Annotated in this window: 12 protein-coding genes and 1 pseudogene; 2 read left to right on the top strand and 11 right to left on the bottom strand. The window is 59.8% G+C overall.

All coding sequences use genetic code 11. The features are described 5' to 3' along the window. Positions 1–400: 400 nt before the first annotated feature. Both NKJ46_RS25860 and NKJ46_RS25855 read right to left on the bottom strand, forming a co-directional pair. Positions 401–883 carry an SRPBCC family protein gene (locus NKJ46_RS25860; RefSeq protein ID WP_352668608.1) on the bottom strand — a complete coding sequence of 161 codons (483 nt, stop codon included), beginning with the start codon at positions 881–883 and terminating at the stop codon, positions 401–403. Then, the gene (locus NKJ46_RS25855) at positions 880–1,197 is read right to left on the bottom strand and encodes an ArsR/SmtB family transcription factor (RefSeq protein ID WP_352668606.1); all 318 of its coding nucleotides are present in this window, start codon (positions 1,195–1,197) and stop codon (positions 880–882) included. The genes NKJ46_RS25860 and NKJ46_RS25855 overlap by 4 nt, the downstream gene beginning before the upstream one ends. 277 nt (positions 1,198–1,474) lie before the next feature. Here NKJ46_RS25855 and NKJ46_RS25850 point away from each other — a divergent pair, with 277 nt between their 5' ends. After that, positions 1,475–2,455 carry a phosphatase PAP2 family protein gene (locus NKJ46_RS25850; RefSeq protein WP_352668604.1) on the top strand — a complete coding sequence of 327 codons (981 nt, stop codon included), beginning with the start codon at positions 1,475–1,477 and terminating at the stop codon, positions 2,453–2,455. 46 nt (positions 2,456–2,501) lie between these two features. On the opposite strand, the gene NKJ46_RS25845 is transcribed toward NKJ46_RS25850, so the two are convergent. Both NKJ46_RS25845 and metH read right to left on the bottom strand, forming a co-directional pair. Then, positions 2,502–3,569 carry a cyclic nucleotide-gated potassium channel gene (locus NKJ46_RS25845; RefSeq protein ID WP_352668601.1) on the bottom strand — a complete coding sequence of 356 codons (1,068 nt, stop codon included), beginning with the start codon at positions 3,567–3,569 and terminating at the stop codon, positions 2,502–2,504. A gap of 704 nt (positions 3,570–4,273) precedes the next feature. After that, positions 4,274–8,083 (bottom strand): methionine synthase, encoded by a 3,810-nt coding sequence (gene metH, locus NKJ46_RS25840; RefSeq protein ID WP_352668599.1) that lies wholly within the window; start codon positions 8,081–8,083, stop codon positions 4,274–4,276. A 933-nt stretch (positions 8,084–9,016) separates the two neighbouring features. Between metH and NKJ46_RS25835 the strand changes: the two genes are divergently transcribed. After that, entirely contained in the window at positions 9,017–9,244 is a 228-nt protein-coding gene (locus NKJ46_RS25835) for a GcrA family cell cycle regulator (RefSeq protein WP_352566386.1), read from the top strand. A gap of 47 nt (positions 9,245–9,291) precedes the next feature. Here NKJ46_RS25835 and NKJ46_RS25830 read toward each other — a convergent pair whose 3' ends face one another. The 7 genes and pseudogenes from NKJ46_RS25830 to NKJ46_RS25800 form a co-directional block, all read right to left on the bottom strand. Beyond that, positions 9,292–9,471 (bottom strand): aspartate/glutamate racemase family protein, encoded by a 180-nt coding sequence (locus tag NKJ46_RS25830; protein WP_352668596.1) that lies wholly within the window; start codon positions 9,469–9,471, stop codon positions 9,292–9,294. Positions 9,472–9,586: 115 nt separating this feature from the next. Beyond that, positions 9,587–10,819, bottom strand: coding sequence for a MalY/PatB family protein (locus NKJ46_RS25825; RefSeq protein ID WP_352668593.1), 1,233 nt, complete (start codon positions 10,817–10,819; stop codon positions 9,587–9,589). A gap of 61 nt (positions 10,820–10,880) precedes the next feature. Then, positions 10,881–11,647: pseudogene (locus tag NKJ46_RS25820) on the bottom strand (amino acid ABC transporter ATP-binding protein). Between the two features lie 24 nt (positions 11,648–11,671). Then, positions 11,672–12,796 carry an amino acid ABC transporter permease gene (locus NKJ46_RS25815; RefSeq protein WP_352566407.1) on the bottom strand — a complete coding sequence of 375 codons (1,125 nt, stop codon included), beginning with the start codon at positions 12,794–12,796 and terminating at the stop codon, positions 11,672–11,674. 18 nt (positions 12,797–12,814) lie between these two features. Further along, complete coding sequence (locus tag NKJ46_RS25810; protein ID WP_352566379.1) at positions 12,815–14,002, bottom strand: amino acid ABC transporter permease; 1,188 nt, start codon at positions 14,000–14,002, stop codon at positions 12,815–12,817. A gap of 70 nt (positions 14,003–14,072) precedes the next feature. Further along, entirely contained in the window at positions 14,073–15,086 is a 1,014-nt protein-coding gene (locus NKJ46_RS25805; protein WP_352668591.1) for an amino acid ABC transporter substrate-binding protein, read from the bottom strand. A 195-nt stretch (positions 15,087–15,281) separates the two neighbouring features. After that, complete coding sequence (locus NKJ46_RS25800) at positions 15,282–16,244, bottom strand: LysR family transcriptional regulator (RefSeq protein WP_352668589.1); 963 nt, start codon at positions 16,242–16,244, stop codon at positions 15,282–15,284. Positions 16,245–16,464: the final 220 nt, after the last annotated feature.

The following is a 16,464-nucleotide window of genomic DNA, read 5'->3' as shown; positions in this document are numbered from 1 at the left end:
CTGTTTACCAGCCTTGCGTTGGTTTGTTCGGGAATACTTTTGAGCCCGATTACCGCCGAGGCAAAGGCCTTCAAATCTTTTCAGGGCAAGGAATGCAAGCCTGACTACAAACGGCTTTGCCCAATGACACCGATCGGCAAATGCGACCTTCAGAGCATGATCGAGCAGTTGTCACCCGCCTGCAAGGCCTTCGTCGAGAAGCACCGGTAATCCAGCTCTGGTACCGCCACGGACCAACCGCCGGGTGGTCTGCGACAACGCTAGGTGTGGGTGTGCCCGCCGTTCCGGTTGGGGCATCGTTCACCCAACAATATTGGTCCCAGTGGCCGGGCAGAGCGGCACATGCTGCACCGGGAATGAGGCGAGGCCGACGGTGCGACGGCCTCGCTGGTATTCCCGATCAGGCGGCGTGGCGCTTGGCCTCAGCCGCATAGCGGTCCAGGAGACCGCTCCAGCCACCCTCGGATTCGAAAGCCTGGCGCATTGCCTCTGCGGTTTCGCCCATGTTCTCCAGAAGCCTGTGCTCGAGTTCCACACGCGTCGCGTTCTCGCCGAGCGCGACAAAGCGAATCTCGACTTCGGTCAGCAATGCCGGATCGTAGCGCCAGCCGGCTCCAATGCGCCAGGCGAGCGTCAGCCTGGACGGCGGATCCCAGGCGAGAACCTCGCCCCAATCGCATTGTGACCCATCCTCGCCGATCTCGTACCAGCGGCCGCCGGCTTTCGGTTCGATCACCGCGGTCGTCAGGGCGGATTTGCCGATCGAGTGCGAAGCCGGCCACCAGCGCCCGAATCCTGTGGTGAACACATCGAATGCCTTGTCGAGCGGCACCTCCACTGTAACCGACTTCCTGACCGGTGCGGGCTTGATCATGGTCGTCATTTCCTCTTCTCCTTGCGGTTGTCGACTTCCTGTTTGAAGGCGTCGAGCGCATCGCCCCACATGCGGTCGAGCCAGGCGCGCATCTCGCCGAGCCCATGCGGGTCGAGATGATAGATGTTGCTGGCACCCTTGGGCTCTGCGCGGACCAGCCGGGCCTCCTTCAAAACCTTGAGGTGCTGCGATACGGCCGGCTGCGAGACCGGAAGCACTCGCGTCAGATCGATGACCGAGCGTGGCCGATCGGCGATGAGCTCGAACACCTTGCGGCGCGTCGGATCGGCCAACGCCACCATTCCTGCATAATCATAAACCATGACTTATGATAAGCTAAAACTTATGATAGGTCAACTGAGGGAGCGATGGACCGGTGCTTAAACACCCGGCCGGTTCGGCCCCCGAGGCTCGGGGGCGTTCCTTCACAAGGGGCATGGACAGCAACGCGGATGCAAGATTGCTCAGGGAAACAATCCACCCGCGTGCGGGCCGGACGGCAAATGTCGATCACCGGGGAAAAAGTAAACCCGGCGGCAAGGTTTTTACCTTATCGGGTATGTGTCTCTCCGGCGAAACGTTAAGAACGGGTGAATTGGTTTGGCCCTCACCACGGAAGCCTCTCGCTACAGGCCCTCCGCCATATGGCAATTGCGCCTCTCCCTGTTCATGGCGACATACGTATTAGGCGCATCTGCACTATATCCAGAAGTATTCTATACGTCAGCCTTAATCTATTCTCACAAGTTTCTTGTTGGCATTCCGGTGTTGTTTATCGGTGGCGTCTGTTATGCCGCGCTAATCCATGGCCGGCGGCAACCGGTTCGCTACGCACTGGATTTGGTTCAAGGGCGCTGGCGCGGCTGTCTGCTGGTGCTGCTGTTCTTCTTTGCCAGCTTGACCGCGTTCTCTACCTACAAGATCGCCATCCCGTCCGTTGTCCCATACTATGCCGACAACTGGTTGGCCGACGCTGATGAATGGCTGCACGGGATGCCGCCATGGGAGATCGTCCATAAGCTCGACAGCAACAATTGGTCGTTCGTCGTCTTCAACAGCTATGAAGTCATTTGGTTTTACCAGTGGTTCGGCACCATCCTTTTCGTGTCGCTCTGGTCGGACGAGATTGCCCGCATCCGCTATCTCTGCGCAGCAGCGCTGACGTTGTGCGTTCTCGGAACGGTCTTGGCCCTGGCGCTGGCATCGGTCGGACCGGTTTACTACCACCACTTTGTTGGCGTGGATCGCTTCCACGGATTGAATGCAGCCTTGGACAGACTGGACCATAGTTACATGGTGCGGGAACCCGCGGCATATCTCCTGATGGCTTACCAGAGCGGCCGGCCAAGTCTCGGCGGCGGCATCTCGGCCATGCCAAGCATGCATGTCGCCTTTGCCGCATTGAACGCCTATTTGCTGTCATCGATCAATCGCTGGCTTGGCGTTCTGGGTTGGACCTTTGCAGCCCTGATCCTGTACGGATCGGTGTTCACTGGCTGGCACTATGCCGTGGACGGCTACGCATCGATCGTTGTTGTGTCGGTGATCTGGTGGGCGACTGGACGCCTGGTGCGCGAATAATTATGTGCGCTTGTCGATAGATGGCCACGCCGAACACCTAGTACGGTCAACCCTTAGGTGCCGCACCGCGCCGCTCGAGTGCGGTCTTGCGGATGATTTCTGCGATCTCCGGGCTGCTGCTGCACAGCATCTGGAAATCCGCCGCGTGTAGCGACAGGAGTGAGACCACCGTTGTGGCGCTGACGGTCGCCGAGCGCGGTTCGCCGGTGATCAGCGCCATCTCGCCGAAGAAGGCGCCAGGGCCCAGCTCCACCGGGTTCGGCGTCGCGACGCTGACGCGCCCCTCCACGACGAAGAACATCTGATCACCGGTCTCGCCATTGCGGCAGATCACAGCGCCCGCCGGCACGATGCGGGGTCGTAATGCGCGCACGATCTCGACTAGTGTGGCCGGGCCGAGCTTCTGAAACAACGGCACGGCGGCGATCAATTGCCAATTGCGGACGAAATCCTCGCGACGGACTTCTTGATAAAAGCCGGTGGCAAGAATGCCAGCCCAGAGCGCGAAGATGCCGATGCCACTCATCATGACCGCCCCGGCAAGGACGCGGCCGGCGAAGCTTTGCGGAATAGCGTCGCCATAGCCGGTAGTAGACAGCGTGACCACCGCCCACCACATTGCCTGAGGGATGCTTCCGAACTTTTCCGGTTGGACGTCGCGCTCGATGACATAGGCCGCGAGCGAAACACCGAACAGAACGATGCTGAAGACCGTGGTGACGCCGATCAGGTTACGCGCTTCGTTGGCCAGGATCCTGCCCAGCAGCGGGAAGAAAGTCGAGTCGCGCAGCGGTTTCAGCAGCCAGACAGCACAGTAGAGGCTCCGGTCAGGCGTGCCGACGAGCAGAAATGCGGCGAGTGGAACCAAAACCGCGAGCATATCAATGGCAATTGCCGGCGTCCTGACCCGAACGTCTCCCGCCCGGCGCTTGAGGACCGTCTCAGCCAGTTGCAGGAGATAGACGCCCCAAATGACCGCAAGCACGGTAGCCAGAGCCAGTCTGCTTCGTCCGGACATATCCGGTGTCGTGAGCGCAGCCACCGCCACGAGCCCAGTCGCAGCCAGCAGCGCGTTGAGCGGTGCGTAAATTCTTAAGAAAGGCAGTACCGACATTCTATGCTCACGAGCGGCTACTATCCTCCAGAGTAGGATGCCTTCAAGGTAAGCGCAAAGGTGCTTACTTTCGCTGCGATGTTCATCACCAACGGTGAACTCAGATGTCCGGGAAAGTGAACAGACAGGCTACAACGCAGCCCTGATCCTGTACGGATCGGTGTCCACTGGCTGGCACTATGCCGTGGACGGCTACGCATCGATCATCGTTGTGTCGGTGATCTGGTGGGCGACCGGACGCCTGGTGGCGAATAATCGAATAATTATGTGCGCTTGTCGGTAGATGGCCATGCCGCCGATGGCCACTTCGCATCGACCAAACTCGCGACCGCAATCAGGCAAAAAGCACGTGCCCTGACAAGGGCGCTCCCTGCCGTGCTCGGGTAAGAGATTCCGCTTTCGAATGTAATTGGTGCGGTCGAGATGCAACGCTGCACCGCCTCCCGCGTTGATTTTAAAGGGGTTTTTGGTAGAATTCCGTAGCGATTTGTATCACAGTTTGTATCTCAGTCCGTATCGCACGATGCGGACCCGGCACCAGCTAAGTAGCCCTTCTTACGAAGGCCGAAACCCGCCCGCTTCAAGAGTCTTTTGCCTACCTCAAACGCTTGGCAAGGAAGGAGCACAAGAAACTGTCGAAAGCCATCCGGTCGAAAAGGCAGCGGAGATTTAGAAGGCACGAATTTACGATGCCGCCGTTCCCACTATTCAGCCGCCTCGGCATAGTGTGCCGGCACATAGTTGAGAACGGGGCCCAGCCAGCGCTCGACATCGGCGATTGGCATCGCCTTACGGCTAGCATAATCCTCGACCTGGTCGCGTTCGATCTTGGCGACGCCGAAATAATAGCTTTCGGGATGGGCGAGATAAATGCCCGACACGGAAGAGCCCGGCCACATCGAATAGCTTTCGGTCAGGCTGACGCCCGCATTGCGCTCGCCGTCGAGCAGCCGGAACAGCGTTGCCTTTTCGGTATGGTCGGGCTGCGCCGGATAGCCGGGCGCGGGGCGGATGCCGCAATAGGACTCACCGATCAATTCGTCCGGTGCCAATGCCTCGTCAGTTGCGTAGCCCCAGAATTCCTTGCGCACTTTCTCGTGCATGCGCTCGGCGAAGGCCTCGGCGAAACGGTCGGCCAGCGCCTTGACCATGATCGAGGAATAATCGTCATTGGCCCGTTCGAATCGCGCTGATATCGCGACCTCCTCGATGCCGGCCGTGACGATGAAGCCACCGATATAGTCTGGCTTGCCACTCTCGGTAGATGCGACGAAGTCCGACAGCGCGACATTGGCCTTGCCGTCTCGCTTGGTCAGTTGCTGGCGCAAGGTGAAGAACGTCGCCAGTTCCTGCGATCGCGCCTCGTCGGTGAATAGCCTGATATCGTCGCCGACGGCATTGGCCGGCCAGAAACCGATGACGCCGCGTGGCGCAAACCACTTTTCGGCGATGATCTTCTTCAGCATCGCCTGCGCATCCTCGAACAGCTGGCGCGCGGCTGGCCCCTGCGCCTCCTCCTCGAGGATCCTAGGATAACGGCCCTTCAGCTCCCAGGTCTGGAAGAATGGCGTCCAGTCGATGTAGCGCGCAAGCTCCGTCAAGTCCCAGTTGTCGAACACTTTTACGCCGGTGAAGGACGGCTTCGGTGGCTCATAGGCCGACCAGTCGATCCGGTGCGCATTGGCCCTCGCCCTGGGCAGCGGCAGTCGCTGCTTGTCGGCTTCGGAGCGGGCATGCGCGTCGGCGACCTTCTTGTACTCGGCCCGCACGGTCTCGACATAACCGCCCTTGGTCTCGTTTGACAAAAGCGACGACACCACGCCGACCGCGCGACTGGCATCGGCGACGTAGACCGTCTGGCCGCTGGTGTAGCGTGGATGGATCTTGACCGCCGTATGCACGCGGCTGGTCGTCGCGCCGCCGATCAACAGCGGAATGTCGAAACCTTCGCGTTCCATTTCGGCGGCCATATGCACCATCTCGTCGAGCGACGGCGTGATCAGCCCGGACAGGCCGATGATGTCGACCTGTTGCTCGCGCGCCGTCTGCAGGATCTTCGCAGCCGGCACCATGACGCCGAGGTCGATGATCTCGTAATTGTTGCAGGCGAGGACCACGCCGACGATGTTCTTGCCAATGTCATGGACATCGCCCTTCACCGTCGCCATGAGGATCTTGCCAGCAGTCTGGCGCTCGCCATTGTCGATGCCGTTGGCGGCGTTCGCCAGCTTCTCCGCCTCCATGTAGGGGAGCAGGCCGGCAACGGCCTGCTTCATGACGCGGGCGGACTTCACCACTTGCGGCAGGAACATCTTGCCGGAGCCGAACAGGTCGCCGACGACGTTCATACCCGCCATCAGCGGGCCTTCGATGACATGCAGCGGGCGCTCGGCGGCGCGCCGCGCCTCGCCCGTGTCCGCGTCGATGAATTCGGTGATACCGTTGACCAGGGCGTGCGAAATGCGCTGTTCGACAGGCCAGTCACGCCAGGCGAGATCGCGCCCCTGCGCCTCCTTGCCCGCCGTGCCCTTGAAGCGTTCGGCGAGTTCCAGCATGCGTTCGGTCGCCGTGCCGCCGCCCTTCGGCTCACGGTTGTTGACGACATCCTCGCAGGCGTCGCGCAGGTCCGGATCGATGGTGTCGTAGACGGCAAGCTGTCCGGCATTGACGATGCCCATGTCCATGCCCGCCTGGATGGCGTGGTAGAGGAACACCGCATGCATGGCCTCGCGCACCGGCTCGTTGCCGCGGAACGAGAAGGAGAGGTTCGACACGCCGCCCGAAATATGAACATAGGGAAGCGTCGTGGTGATCTCGCGCGCTGCTTCGATGAAGTCGACGCCGTAATTGTTGTGCTCCTCGATGCCGGTGGCGATGGCAAAGACGTTCGGATCGAAAACGATGTCCTCCGGCGGGAATCCGGCCTGCTCGGTCAACAGCTTGTAGGCGCGGGTGCAGATTGCGACCTTGCGCGCTTTGGTGTCGGCCTGGCCGTCCTCGTCGAAGGCCATGACGACCACCGCCGCGCCATAGGCACGGACCAGTCGGGCATGATGCAGGAAGGCTTCTTCGCCCTCCTTCATCGAGATGGAGTTGACCAGCGGTTTGCCCTGCACGCATTTCAGGCCAGCTTCGATGATCTCCCATTTGGAACTGTCGATCATCACGGGAACACGGGCGATATCAGGTTCGGCCGCGATCAGGTTGAGATACTCGATCATCGCCCTCTTCGAATCGATCAGGCCCTCGTCCATGTTGATGTCGATGATCTGGGCGCCATTGGCGACCTGGTCGCGGGCGATATCGAGCGCGGCGACATAGTCGGCCGCCGTGATCAGCTTCCTGAATTTTGCCGACCCGGTGACATTGGTGCGCTCGCCGACATTGACGAATGGAATCTCGTCGGTCAGCGTGAACGGCTCGAGCCCCGACAGGCGCATCTTCGGTTCGATGTCGGGAACAGCTCGCGGCGGATATTTCTTCACCGCCGCTGCGATGGCGCGGATGTGGTCGGGCGTCGAGCCGCAGCAGCCGCCGACGACATTGACCAATCTCTCGCGCGCGAAATCCTCGATCTGCGCGGCCATGAATTCCGGACTCTCGTCATACCCGCCGAATTCATTGGGCAGGCCGGCATTCGGATAGGCGCAAGTGAACGTATCGGCGACACCGGATATCTCTGCCAGATGCGCGCGCATGGCGTTGGCGCCGAGCGCGCAATTCAGGCCGATGGTGAAGGGGCTGGCATGGCGCACCGAATGCCAGAAGGCGGTCGGCGTCTGCCCGGACAGCGTGCGGCCGGACAGGTCGGTGATGGTGCCGGAGATCATCACCGGCAGGTACACGCCCTTCTCGATGAAGATCTCGTTGCAGGCGAAGATCGCCGCCTTGGCGTTGAGTGTGTCGAAGATCGTCTCGAGCAGGATGATGTCGGCGCCGCCGTCGATCAGGCCGCGCAGCTGCTCGCCATAAGCAAGGCGCAGGTCGTCGAAGGTTACGGCGCGATAGCCGGGATTGTTCACGTCTGGCGACATCGAGGCGGTGCGGTTGGTCGGCCCGACCGCGCCGGCGACGAAACGGCGCTTGCCGTCCTCCTGCTCGGCACGAACAGCGGCGCGGCGCACCAGTCGCACGCCATCGCGGTTCAACGCGTAGACCGCATCCTCCATGCGGTAATCGGCCTGGGCGATTGAGGTCGAGGAGAAGGTGTTGGTTTCAAGGATATCTGCGCCGGCGATGGCGTACTGATAGTGGATCTCCTCGATCGCCCTCGGCTGCGTCAGGATCAGCAGATCGTTGTTGCCCTGCTGGTGGCAGGCACAGCCGGCGAAGGCCTCACCCCGAAAATGGTCTTCGTCAAACCCGAGGCCCTGGATCTGCGTGCCCATGGCGCCGTCAAGGATGAGGATGCGTTCGTGCACCGCTGCGGTCAGCGCAGCAAGCACTTCGGAACGGTTGGGCTTTGCTGTGGCGGGGCCGAACAGGTCATCCAGCGATGAGGAACTTTGCGACATTTTTCATCCTCGAGACGACAGTCGCACTCAAGTCACATAAAGACATCTTTATGTCAACATACGCCCTCCAGCTCTGTTTGTCACCCTTGTTCCCCACGCATCGGTTTCGCCGGCCTGAGGCTGATGATGCCGCTGGTGCCGCCGCCGCCCAAATGACCGCGCCAAGTGTCAGGCCGATGCCGACGTTTTCTCCATCGCTGCGATCAGTTCTTTCTACGGCGGATCCGCAAGTGGCTGGATAGGATCGCCGGCAGTTTGCTCATGATCTTCGGACTGCGACTGAAGTTCAGGCATAGGTCCGACTCGAGCCGTTGCGCGAAGGGCAGCTTTGAGCGGCATGAAGGTCGCCTTATGGCGCCACTAGGATGTCCAGGGTAATCGCCTGCAGCGTCCGCTATCCGGCAATCGCAAAAATCGCCTCAAGGGCGGACATTGCGCGCGAAGCGGCCATCCAAGGTTCAGCCTACGGAAAGCGTCTTGGGGCGCATCGCGCCATACAACGCTCGCAACCGAATGACAGCAAAAGGGTCGAACTCCGTCGTTCAGAGTGATTTGGGTTGGGGCGAGAGCGGCCGGCCATGAGGAGGCCCCGGAATGAGAAGGAGGTGTCGGTCGGGCGCGCCTGATAGGGGCCCACAAGGGCACCCCTGCCCGGTCTGCCGACGAACCCAGGGGGCAGTGACCGCCACGATCAGAGGTACGGCAACATGGGCGCCGGGCCGCCTTCGCGCTGTCAACCGCACGCTACCCAGCGGCAACTGTGGCCTTAAGTCGCAAACTATTGGCTTCAGAAACCAGGCCGTCGGGCTTCATTGACGCTGCAACCAACACCATATGGTGATCCATTGCCCTCCAAAACGAGAGAAGCTGGCCTGACGCGGTCGCACTGCGGCCCTCAACCGGCAATGGCTATGAACTAGGAACCTGAAAACCATGCCTGAAAATATCAGAGTAATTTCGAGAGACGTCCCCCTCATTCAGCTAGGCCTCTATCAGTGCCGCTTCCCGGTAAGCGAAGACCCGTCGGTACCCGGCGGTTACCGTTTTTGTGCTGGGTCAACTTCGCCGGACCGCGTCTACTGCGATCACCACCACGGCATCGTAACCGCTGTCGACCCTCGTCGGGCCCGTTCGGTCCTCGCTCAACGACGCGCCGCGTAAATTAGGCGGCGGGCGGGTCGCCAATTTGCGAGTAGACACCCGGTGGATCACCTTGAGGCTTCCCCCTGCTTGCGGGCGTCGATCAGCAATGGTGCCTCGAAGCACGCAATGATATGGGCGTCGACATTGTCCATTTCCGCCGCGACCACCTGCTTGAGCAGGCCCGGTACGGAGAGTTCACCGTCAAATGGCCCTTCGATCGCTTCAGGTCCAGCCATGGACTGCATGCCCAATATCTCGGTCCCTGGGCCCGCCACCGCCATGGCGGCTGCGACGAAGCGGTCGTGTTGGGATTGATGACGGCAATTCGCATTCGCAGCATTCCGGCTTGGTTGCGCTCAATCACAAAGATGCCAGCGCGCTGGACATGCGCTCCAGCCCTTGGCGCAACAGAGGACGCGGGCAGCCGACATTCAGACGGATGAAGCCTTCGCCGCCAGGCCCATAGACGCGGCCGTCGTAGAGATTGACCCCGGCCTGATCGACAAAGAACTTCTGAATTCCACCCACTCTGCGATCGAGCGCGCACGCGTCCAACCACACCAGAAACGATGCGTCGGGCCGCATGGGCGTGATGCCTGGAAGGTGTTCACCGGCGAACTCGCAAACCAGATCAATGTTGCTGGCGATGTAACGCGTGAGTTGGTCGAGCCATGGCGCGCCGCTGCTGTAGGCAACCTCCAGGGCCAAGCGGCCGAAAAAGTTTGCATTTACCATGAATGACGCCTGCATTGCGGCAAGAAGCGTCTCGCGGCGCTTTTTGCTGGCAACTGAAATGGTTGCCGAAGGAACCCCGGCAAGATTGAAAGTCTTCGTTGGCGCGGTGCAGATGAACGATTTCTCCGCGGCATCTTCCGAGATGGAGGAGAAGACGATGTGGGGGCGATCCGACAACCTTATGTCGCAGTGAATATCGTCGGATATGACCAGGATCCCATGGCGCTCACAAATGTTGTTAAGCGCCGCCAATTCTTCGAGTGTCCAGGCCATTCCGGCAGGGTTGTGAGGATTGCACAGCAGGAATGCGTTGGCACCGCCAGCCGCCAGTCTCTCGAAATCCTCCAGATCGAGCTCATATCTGTTGTTGTGCAATCTCAGCCGGTTCGTAAGCAGAACCCGCCCGTTTCCCTGAACCACTTCGAAATAGGGCGAGTACACGGGCGACTGCACAATGACGCCGTCACCGGGCTTCGTGAAGGTTCGCAGTATCGCAGCGACCGAAGGCATGATCGCCGGGGCGGGAAGCAAGGTCTCCACTTTCGGCGACCAGTTGTGCCGGCGCGCGAACCACGATTGCACGATCTCATAGTGGCGCGGATCGCGGCGTGTGTAGCCGTAAATGCCATGGTCCGCGGCCTCGCGCAGCCGCGCGATGACGGTTTCCGGAGCGCGGAAATCCATATCCGCTGTCCATAGGGACAGCAGGTTCTGGCCCTCGACCTGCGGAGAGAACTCATCCCACTGGTTGGCCCATTTGGCGGATCCGAATTGCTGGCGGTCGTGGATTTGGTCGAAATCTATTCCCGCGATATTTCGTTGCCCAAGCGCCGATGCGGGCGTGTCTGCACAAGCCATTTGATAGTCACCTAGAAAATCTGTTGCTACGGTTACAGCCGCTTTGCTTCTGCGGACGTCCCTATTTGAGGATTTGCGCCAGAAACTGCCGTGCCCGTTCCGATCGGGAGTTGGTGAAGAACTGATGGGGCGTGTTGGTTTCGACGATCTCCCCGCGGTCCATGAACACCACGCGATCGGCCACCTCCCGCGCGAAGCCCATCTCATGCGTCACGCACAGCATCGTCATGCCTTCACTCGCAAGCGACACCATCGTGTCGAGCACCTCCTTGACCATCTCCGGATCGAGGGCAGAGGTCGGCTCGTCGAAAGCATGATCTTTGGGTTCATGCAGAGAGCCCGGGCAATTGCAGCGCGTTGCTGCTGGCCACCCGACAACTGCCCTGGGTAGCTCTCCGCCTTCTCCGCAATTCTGACGCGATCGAGATAATGGCGCGCCAATTCCTCAGCGGCCGACCGCGGCATCTTTCTCACCCAAAACGGCGCAAGCGTGCAATTCTCAAGCACCGTAAGGTGCGGAAACAGATTGAAGTGCTGAAACACCATCCCGACGTTGCTGCGCACTGCGTCGATCTTGCGCAGATCCTCGGTTACCAACTTGCCGTTGACGATGATGTCGCCCGACTGATGCTCCTCGAGATGGTTGATGCAGCGGATCATCGTCGACTTGCCCGACCCGGAGGGGCCACAGATCACAATGCGCTGCCCCCGCGTCACCGAGAGGTTGATGTTCTTGAGCGCATGGTACGAACCGAACCATTTATTGACGCCACGCAGTTCGATGGCCATCGCCTTGCCGTAGGGCGTTGCCTTCGTCGCTGCGTGCATTGCTTGTGGCATCATCATCTCGTCCTAGGATTTGTGGCCACGCGCCAATTGGCGCTCCATCGATTGCGAGTAGCGGGACATGCCGAAGCAAAAGCCCCAGTAGACCAGTCCGGCAAAGAGGTAGCCGGTTGAGGAGATCGTCGGGCCTGCCCAGTTCGGATCGACTCGCGCCGTTTCGACGGCCTTCAGGAAATCTGCTATGCCGACGATGGCGACCAGCGTCGTGTCCTTGAACAGGCCGATGAAGGTCGACACGATGCTCGGGATAACGATCGTCAACGCCTGGGGGAGGACGATCAGGCGCATCATGTCGAAGTAGTTGATCCCGAGCGCTTTCGCCGCTTCGTATTGGCCCTTCGGGATCGCCTGAAGGCCGGCCCTCACAACCTCGGCCATATAGGCGGATGAGAACAACGCTATCGCGATGAGCGGGCGCAGCAGACGATCAGGCGTCAAATAGTCGGGGACGAAAAGCGGCATCATGAAGTTCGCCATGAACAACACCGTGATAAACGGCACGCCCCGGACGACTTCGATGAATGTGACGCAAACCGTCTTGACGAAAGGGAGTTCCGACCGGCGTCCAAGCGCCAGGATAACTCCGATCGGAAGCGAGAAGACGATGCCCACAATCGACATCAGCAGCGTGATCAAGAGACCGCCCCAGAGCGTCGTGTCGATGACAGGCAAATGGAGCCAGGCGACGCCGCGCACCAGAACGAACGCGGCAATGGGGTAGACGAGGAAGAATAGCAACGCCGCCACTTCGCGCCGCGGAGCCTTCGTCCACAGGAGCCAAACGATGAGGATGGCGCCGATCGCCTGCGCAAGGTCCACGCGCCACCGCTCGGAAACCGGGTACGCGCCGTATCGCAGGTAGTCGAACTTCTCGGCAATGAAAGGCCAGCAAGCTCCTTGGCTGTTCGCACGGCATGCTTCGCGACCGCCGCTCCAGACCGCGTCGAAGATCGCAAAGCTCAAAAAGTGATGCAGCAGCCACACGGCGAGGACGACAAAGCAGATTGTCAGCGCGCCTGAAGCCGGCGTCGAAAACAGATTCTTTTTCATCCAGGTCACTGGACCTGGCCGAACGTCGGCGGGGGGCGCCATCGCTGGTATGAGCGCACCGCTGACAAAAGGCGAATGCATGGACTGATCGCTCACGCGTCACCTCTCGACGATCGCAAAATGTCGGTTACACGCGTTCATGGCCAACGACGTGGCGAGGGAGATAACGAGATAGACAGACAAGGTGATCGCCATGACCTGGACGGCCGCGCCGGTCTGGTTGAGCACCGTCCCTGCAAAGATCTGCACGAGGTCGGGATAGCCGATGAACACCGCCAGCGACGAGTTCTTGATGAGATTGAGATACTGGCTTGTCAAAGGCGGTATGATGATCCGCAGCGCCTGGGGAACGACGACCAGACGAAGCGTCTTGCCCGGCGCCAGCCCCAGCGCATACGCAGCCTCCGTCTGGCCCTTTGGCACTGCCTGGATTCCACCTCGAACGATCTCGGCGATGTATGAACCGGTGTAGACCGACAGACCGATCAGGAGAGCGGCAAACTCCGGATAGAGCTGATGCCCGCCTTGAAAATTGAAGCCGCGCAGCTGCGGCGCGACGAACGAGACCGGCTCGCCAGCCGCCAGGAACACGACCAGCGGAAATCCTATCAACGTCGCCAGACTGACCAAAAGCACCGGCAGCTGCTTGCCCGTCCGTCTCTGGACGCTCCTGGCGCGAAACCAGAATGCAACGCAGCAGGAAATGGCCGTCACGAATGCCAGGCTCACCAACCCCGCTCCCGGATGCAACTGGATCTCCGGAATGATGAGGCCGCGATTGTTTAGGTAGATGCCGCCGGGGATGGCAATAGACGCCTTCGGGGAGGGCAACGGCTTGAGGACGGCGTTGTACCAGAACAGCAGCTGCAGCAATAACGGGACATTGCGCACAAGCTCGACATAGGCGGTCGCCACCTTCGAAACGATCCAGTTCCGCGACAGGCGGGCAACGCCGATGACGAAGCCAAGCAAGGTCGCCAACAGGATTGCGAGTACGCTGACGTAGAGTGTGTTGACCACTCCGACCCAGAAGGCCTGACCATAGGTGGACAGCGCATCGTACGGTATCAGGGTCTGACTGATGTCGAAGCCGGCAGCCTCATTCCAAAAATCGAATGAGAGCGGAATCCCCCGGACCCGCATATTCGATGCTGTCTGCATCCCGATGCCCAGGGCCAAGGCCAGCAGACAGCCAGCGAGCAAGAGCTGGTAGAGAACGCCTCGCACTTTCGTATCGTGCAGCGACAGGCTCCTGCGCGACGGCGCGGGAAGCGACAAATGGGACATGGCCTGTTCCTATCGGGATCCGTGCAGGGCGCTGGTGGTAACACGCCAGCGCCTTGCAACCATGCTTTGCCTAGCGGATCGGCGGAGCGTACTGAACGCCGCCTTTGTTCCAGAGCGCGTTCATGCCACGCTCCATTTTCAGCGGCGAATCCTTGCCGATATTGCGATCAAAGACTTCACCGTAGTTGCCTACCTGTTTGATCACCTGGACCGGCCAGTCGTCGCCGAGCCCGATGTCCTTGCCTATGCTACCGTCCACGCCAAGCAGACGGCGGATGCTGGGATTGTCCGACGACTTCATGGCATCGACGTTCTTGGAGGTGACCCCGTTTTCTTCCGCGGCCACCATGACGTAGAGCGTCCACTTCGCCACATTGAACCACTGGTCGTCACCCTGCCGCACCGCCGGGCCAAGCGGCTCCTTTGAGATCAGCTCGGGAAGAACAATGCTGTCGTCCGGCTTGGCCATGCGAAGCCGCGACGCGTTCAAGGTGGAGGTGTCCGCGGACAAGACGTCGCAACGACCCTCCTCGTAAGCCTTCACGACCGCTTCCTCGTCGGCGAAACCAACCGTCGTATACTTGATCGACTGCGAGCGAAAATAGTCGGCAAGGTTCAACTCGGTCGTGGTGCCCTGGGTGACGCATATCGATGCGCCCTCGAGCCCCTTGGCTGACGTGATGTTGTCCGCCTTGCGCACCATGAATCCCTGACCGTCATAAAAATACGTGCCGGCAAACAGTATGCCGAGGGATGTATCGCGGGAGGAGGTCCAGGTTGCGTTGTGTGCGAGAATGTCGATCTCTCCCGACTGCAAGGCGGTGAAGCGATCTTTTGGCGTCAATGGGATGAACTTGACCTTTTGCGCATCCCCGAGCACGGCAGCGGCCACGGCGCGACAATAGTCGACCACAAATCCGGTCCATTTGCCTTCATTGTCGGGAAGGCTGAAGCCAGCCGTGGCCGAATTTGTGCCACACGTCAGCACGCCATTTTTCTTGACATTGTCGAGGGTTGCGGACCACGCCGAGGAGGCGGTGCACGCGATAGCGAGGGCAAGGAGGCCCTTGAACGTGGATCTCATTTCGGTATTCCCCTGTTTTTCTTGAAGAGACTGTGCTCTCAAGCATAAGTATTCGTCAAATTGATTGTTCTCATTACGAAAATGAGCGCTGCTCATAATTTACGAGGCACCCGCTCTCGGGTGAAAAGGGACTTGAGTGGTGATCGGGCCGGTTTGCTTGAGCGGGCTGATCGAATGAGCGACAGTGCGCGCGATCTATTGTGCAGCCAACCCCGGTGCTCCGACGGTTGGCCCTTGATCTCTCTTGGTCCGCGACTCGTTGTAGATGCTAATGATGATTTCCCGGAGCCATTTGGTACCCGGGTCATTCGCCATCTGGCGGTGAACAATGAGCCACGCATTCACATTTGATATCGGAAGGGGCGGCGGGACCAGCGTCACCTCGCTCCTCTCATCCAGCATTTGCAGGATGGCATCGCCGCAATGGGTAATCAGTTCAGTGCCGCGAAGCGCCCAGGGCAGCACCAGATAATTCGGGATGGTCGCAACGACATTGCGCCGTAGACCCATTAGCTTGAGGGCGGCATCAGCAAGACCTTCTGCCAGACCATCTGCGGAAATCTGCAGGTGAGAACTGGCCAAATACGTTTCCAGTGTCATTGCGTTCCTGGCTATCTTGCTTCCACTCCACACCGCGCAAAATAGCTGATCCTGGCCAAGTTCCACCTTCAGGAGACCCGGGTCATCGCGTATCGCGGCTCCCGTCAGCGCACAGTCGACTTGTCTCAAATAGACTGATGAACCGATCTCGGGTCCGTTTGCGGGAATGACGTTCAGCGTCGCGCCAGGAGCTTGCCTCGAAAATTCTCGAATGAGCCCAGGGATAAATATCATGGCGTGGTAATCGGTAAGTCCAACGCGAAAGTTGCGTCGCGTCGTTGCCGGATTGAACACCTGATGCCGGTCGATCGACGCGCGGATCGTTGCCAGTGCAGCAGAAATATCTGACAGCAACTCCACCGCCCGTGGGGTTGGCCGCATCTCCCCCCCGTCTCTCGTGAACAATTCGTCCTGCAAGAGATACCGAAGCTTTGATAGGGAATGACTTACAGCGGATTGTGTTCTTCCCAATTCGGTCGCTGCACGCGTTACGCTCCTTTCACGCATCATAACGTCGAATACTCGTAGCAAATTGAGGTCGATATCATCAAAACTCATGAGAACGTCCGCACAGTTTTTCGCATGCTACACTGTTTTCAAGCGGCGGGCGAAAGCCAGATTTGCGCCTGCTGTCGACGGCCGTGACGAGACCCTATCGTAGCTTCACTCTCAACGGCTTCGCTGGCCGTGGCTGTCGTATGGCCAAGCCCGCGCAGACGGCTTGGTCTCCCCTTTTTGCTCTCCGGCGAATTCTATTCGCCGACGGGCAGATCTGCAT

The sequence above is a fragment of the Mesorhizobium sp. M0166 genome (assembly GCF_040322255.1).
GTDB lineage: Bacteria > Pseudomonadota > Alphaproteobacteria > Rhizobiales > Rhizobiaceae > Mesorhizobium.
The sequence above is the reverse complement of the archived record's forward strand: the minus strand, read 5'-3'. Positions and strand labels throughout refer to the sequence as shown.

Coding starts and splice junctions, on each gene's coding strand:
- NKJ46_RS25830 (WP_352668596.1), bottom strand. CDS start 9,471: ATGCAGTCCATGGCTGGACCTGAAGCGATCGAAGGGCCATTTGACGGT.
- NKJ46_RS25800 (WP_352668589.1), bottom strand. CDS start 16,244: ATGAGTTTTGATGATATCGACCTCAATTTGCTACGAGTATTCGACGTT.
- metH (WP_352668599.1), bottom strand. CDS start 8,083: ATGTCGCAAAGTTCCTCATCGCTGGATGACCTGTTCGGCCCCGCCACA.
- NKJ46_RS25855 (WP_352668606.1), bottom strand. CDS start 1,197: ATGGTTTATGATTATGCAGGAATGGTGGCGTTGGCCGATCCGACGCGC.
- NKJ46_RS25860 (WP_352668608.1), bottom strand. CDS start 883: ATGACGACCATGATCAAGCCCGCACCGGTCAGGAAGTCGGTTACAGTG.
- NKJ46_RS25845 (WP_352668601.1), bottom strand. CDS start 3,569: ATGTCGGTACTGCCTTTCTTAAGAATTTACGCACCGCTCAACGCGCTG.
- NKJ46_RS25825 (WP_352668593.1), bottom strand. CDS start 10,819: ATGGCTTGTGCAGACACGCCCGCATCGGCGCTTGGGCAACGAAATATC.
- NKJ46_RS25835 (WP_352566386.1), top strand. CDS start 9,017: ATGCCTGAAAATATCAGAGTAATTTCGAGAGACGTCCCCCTCATTCAG.
- NKJ46_RS25805 (WP_352668591.1), bottom strand. CDS start 15,086: ATGAGATCCACGTTCAAGGGCCTCCTTGCCCTCGCTATCGCGTGCACC.
- NKJ46_RS25815 (WP_352566407.1), bottom strand. CDS start 12,796: ATGCATTCGCCTTTTGTCAGCGGTGCGCTCATACCAGCGATGGCGCCC.
- NKJ46_RS25810 (WP_352566379.1), bottom strand. CDS start 14,002: ATGTCCCATTTGTCGCTTCCCGCGCCGTCGCGCAGGAGCCTGTCGCTG.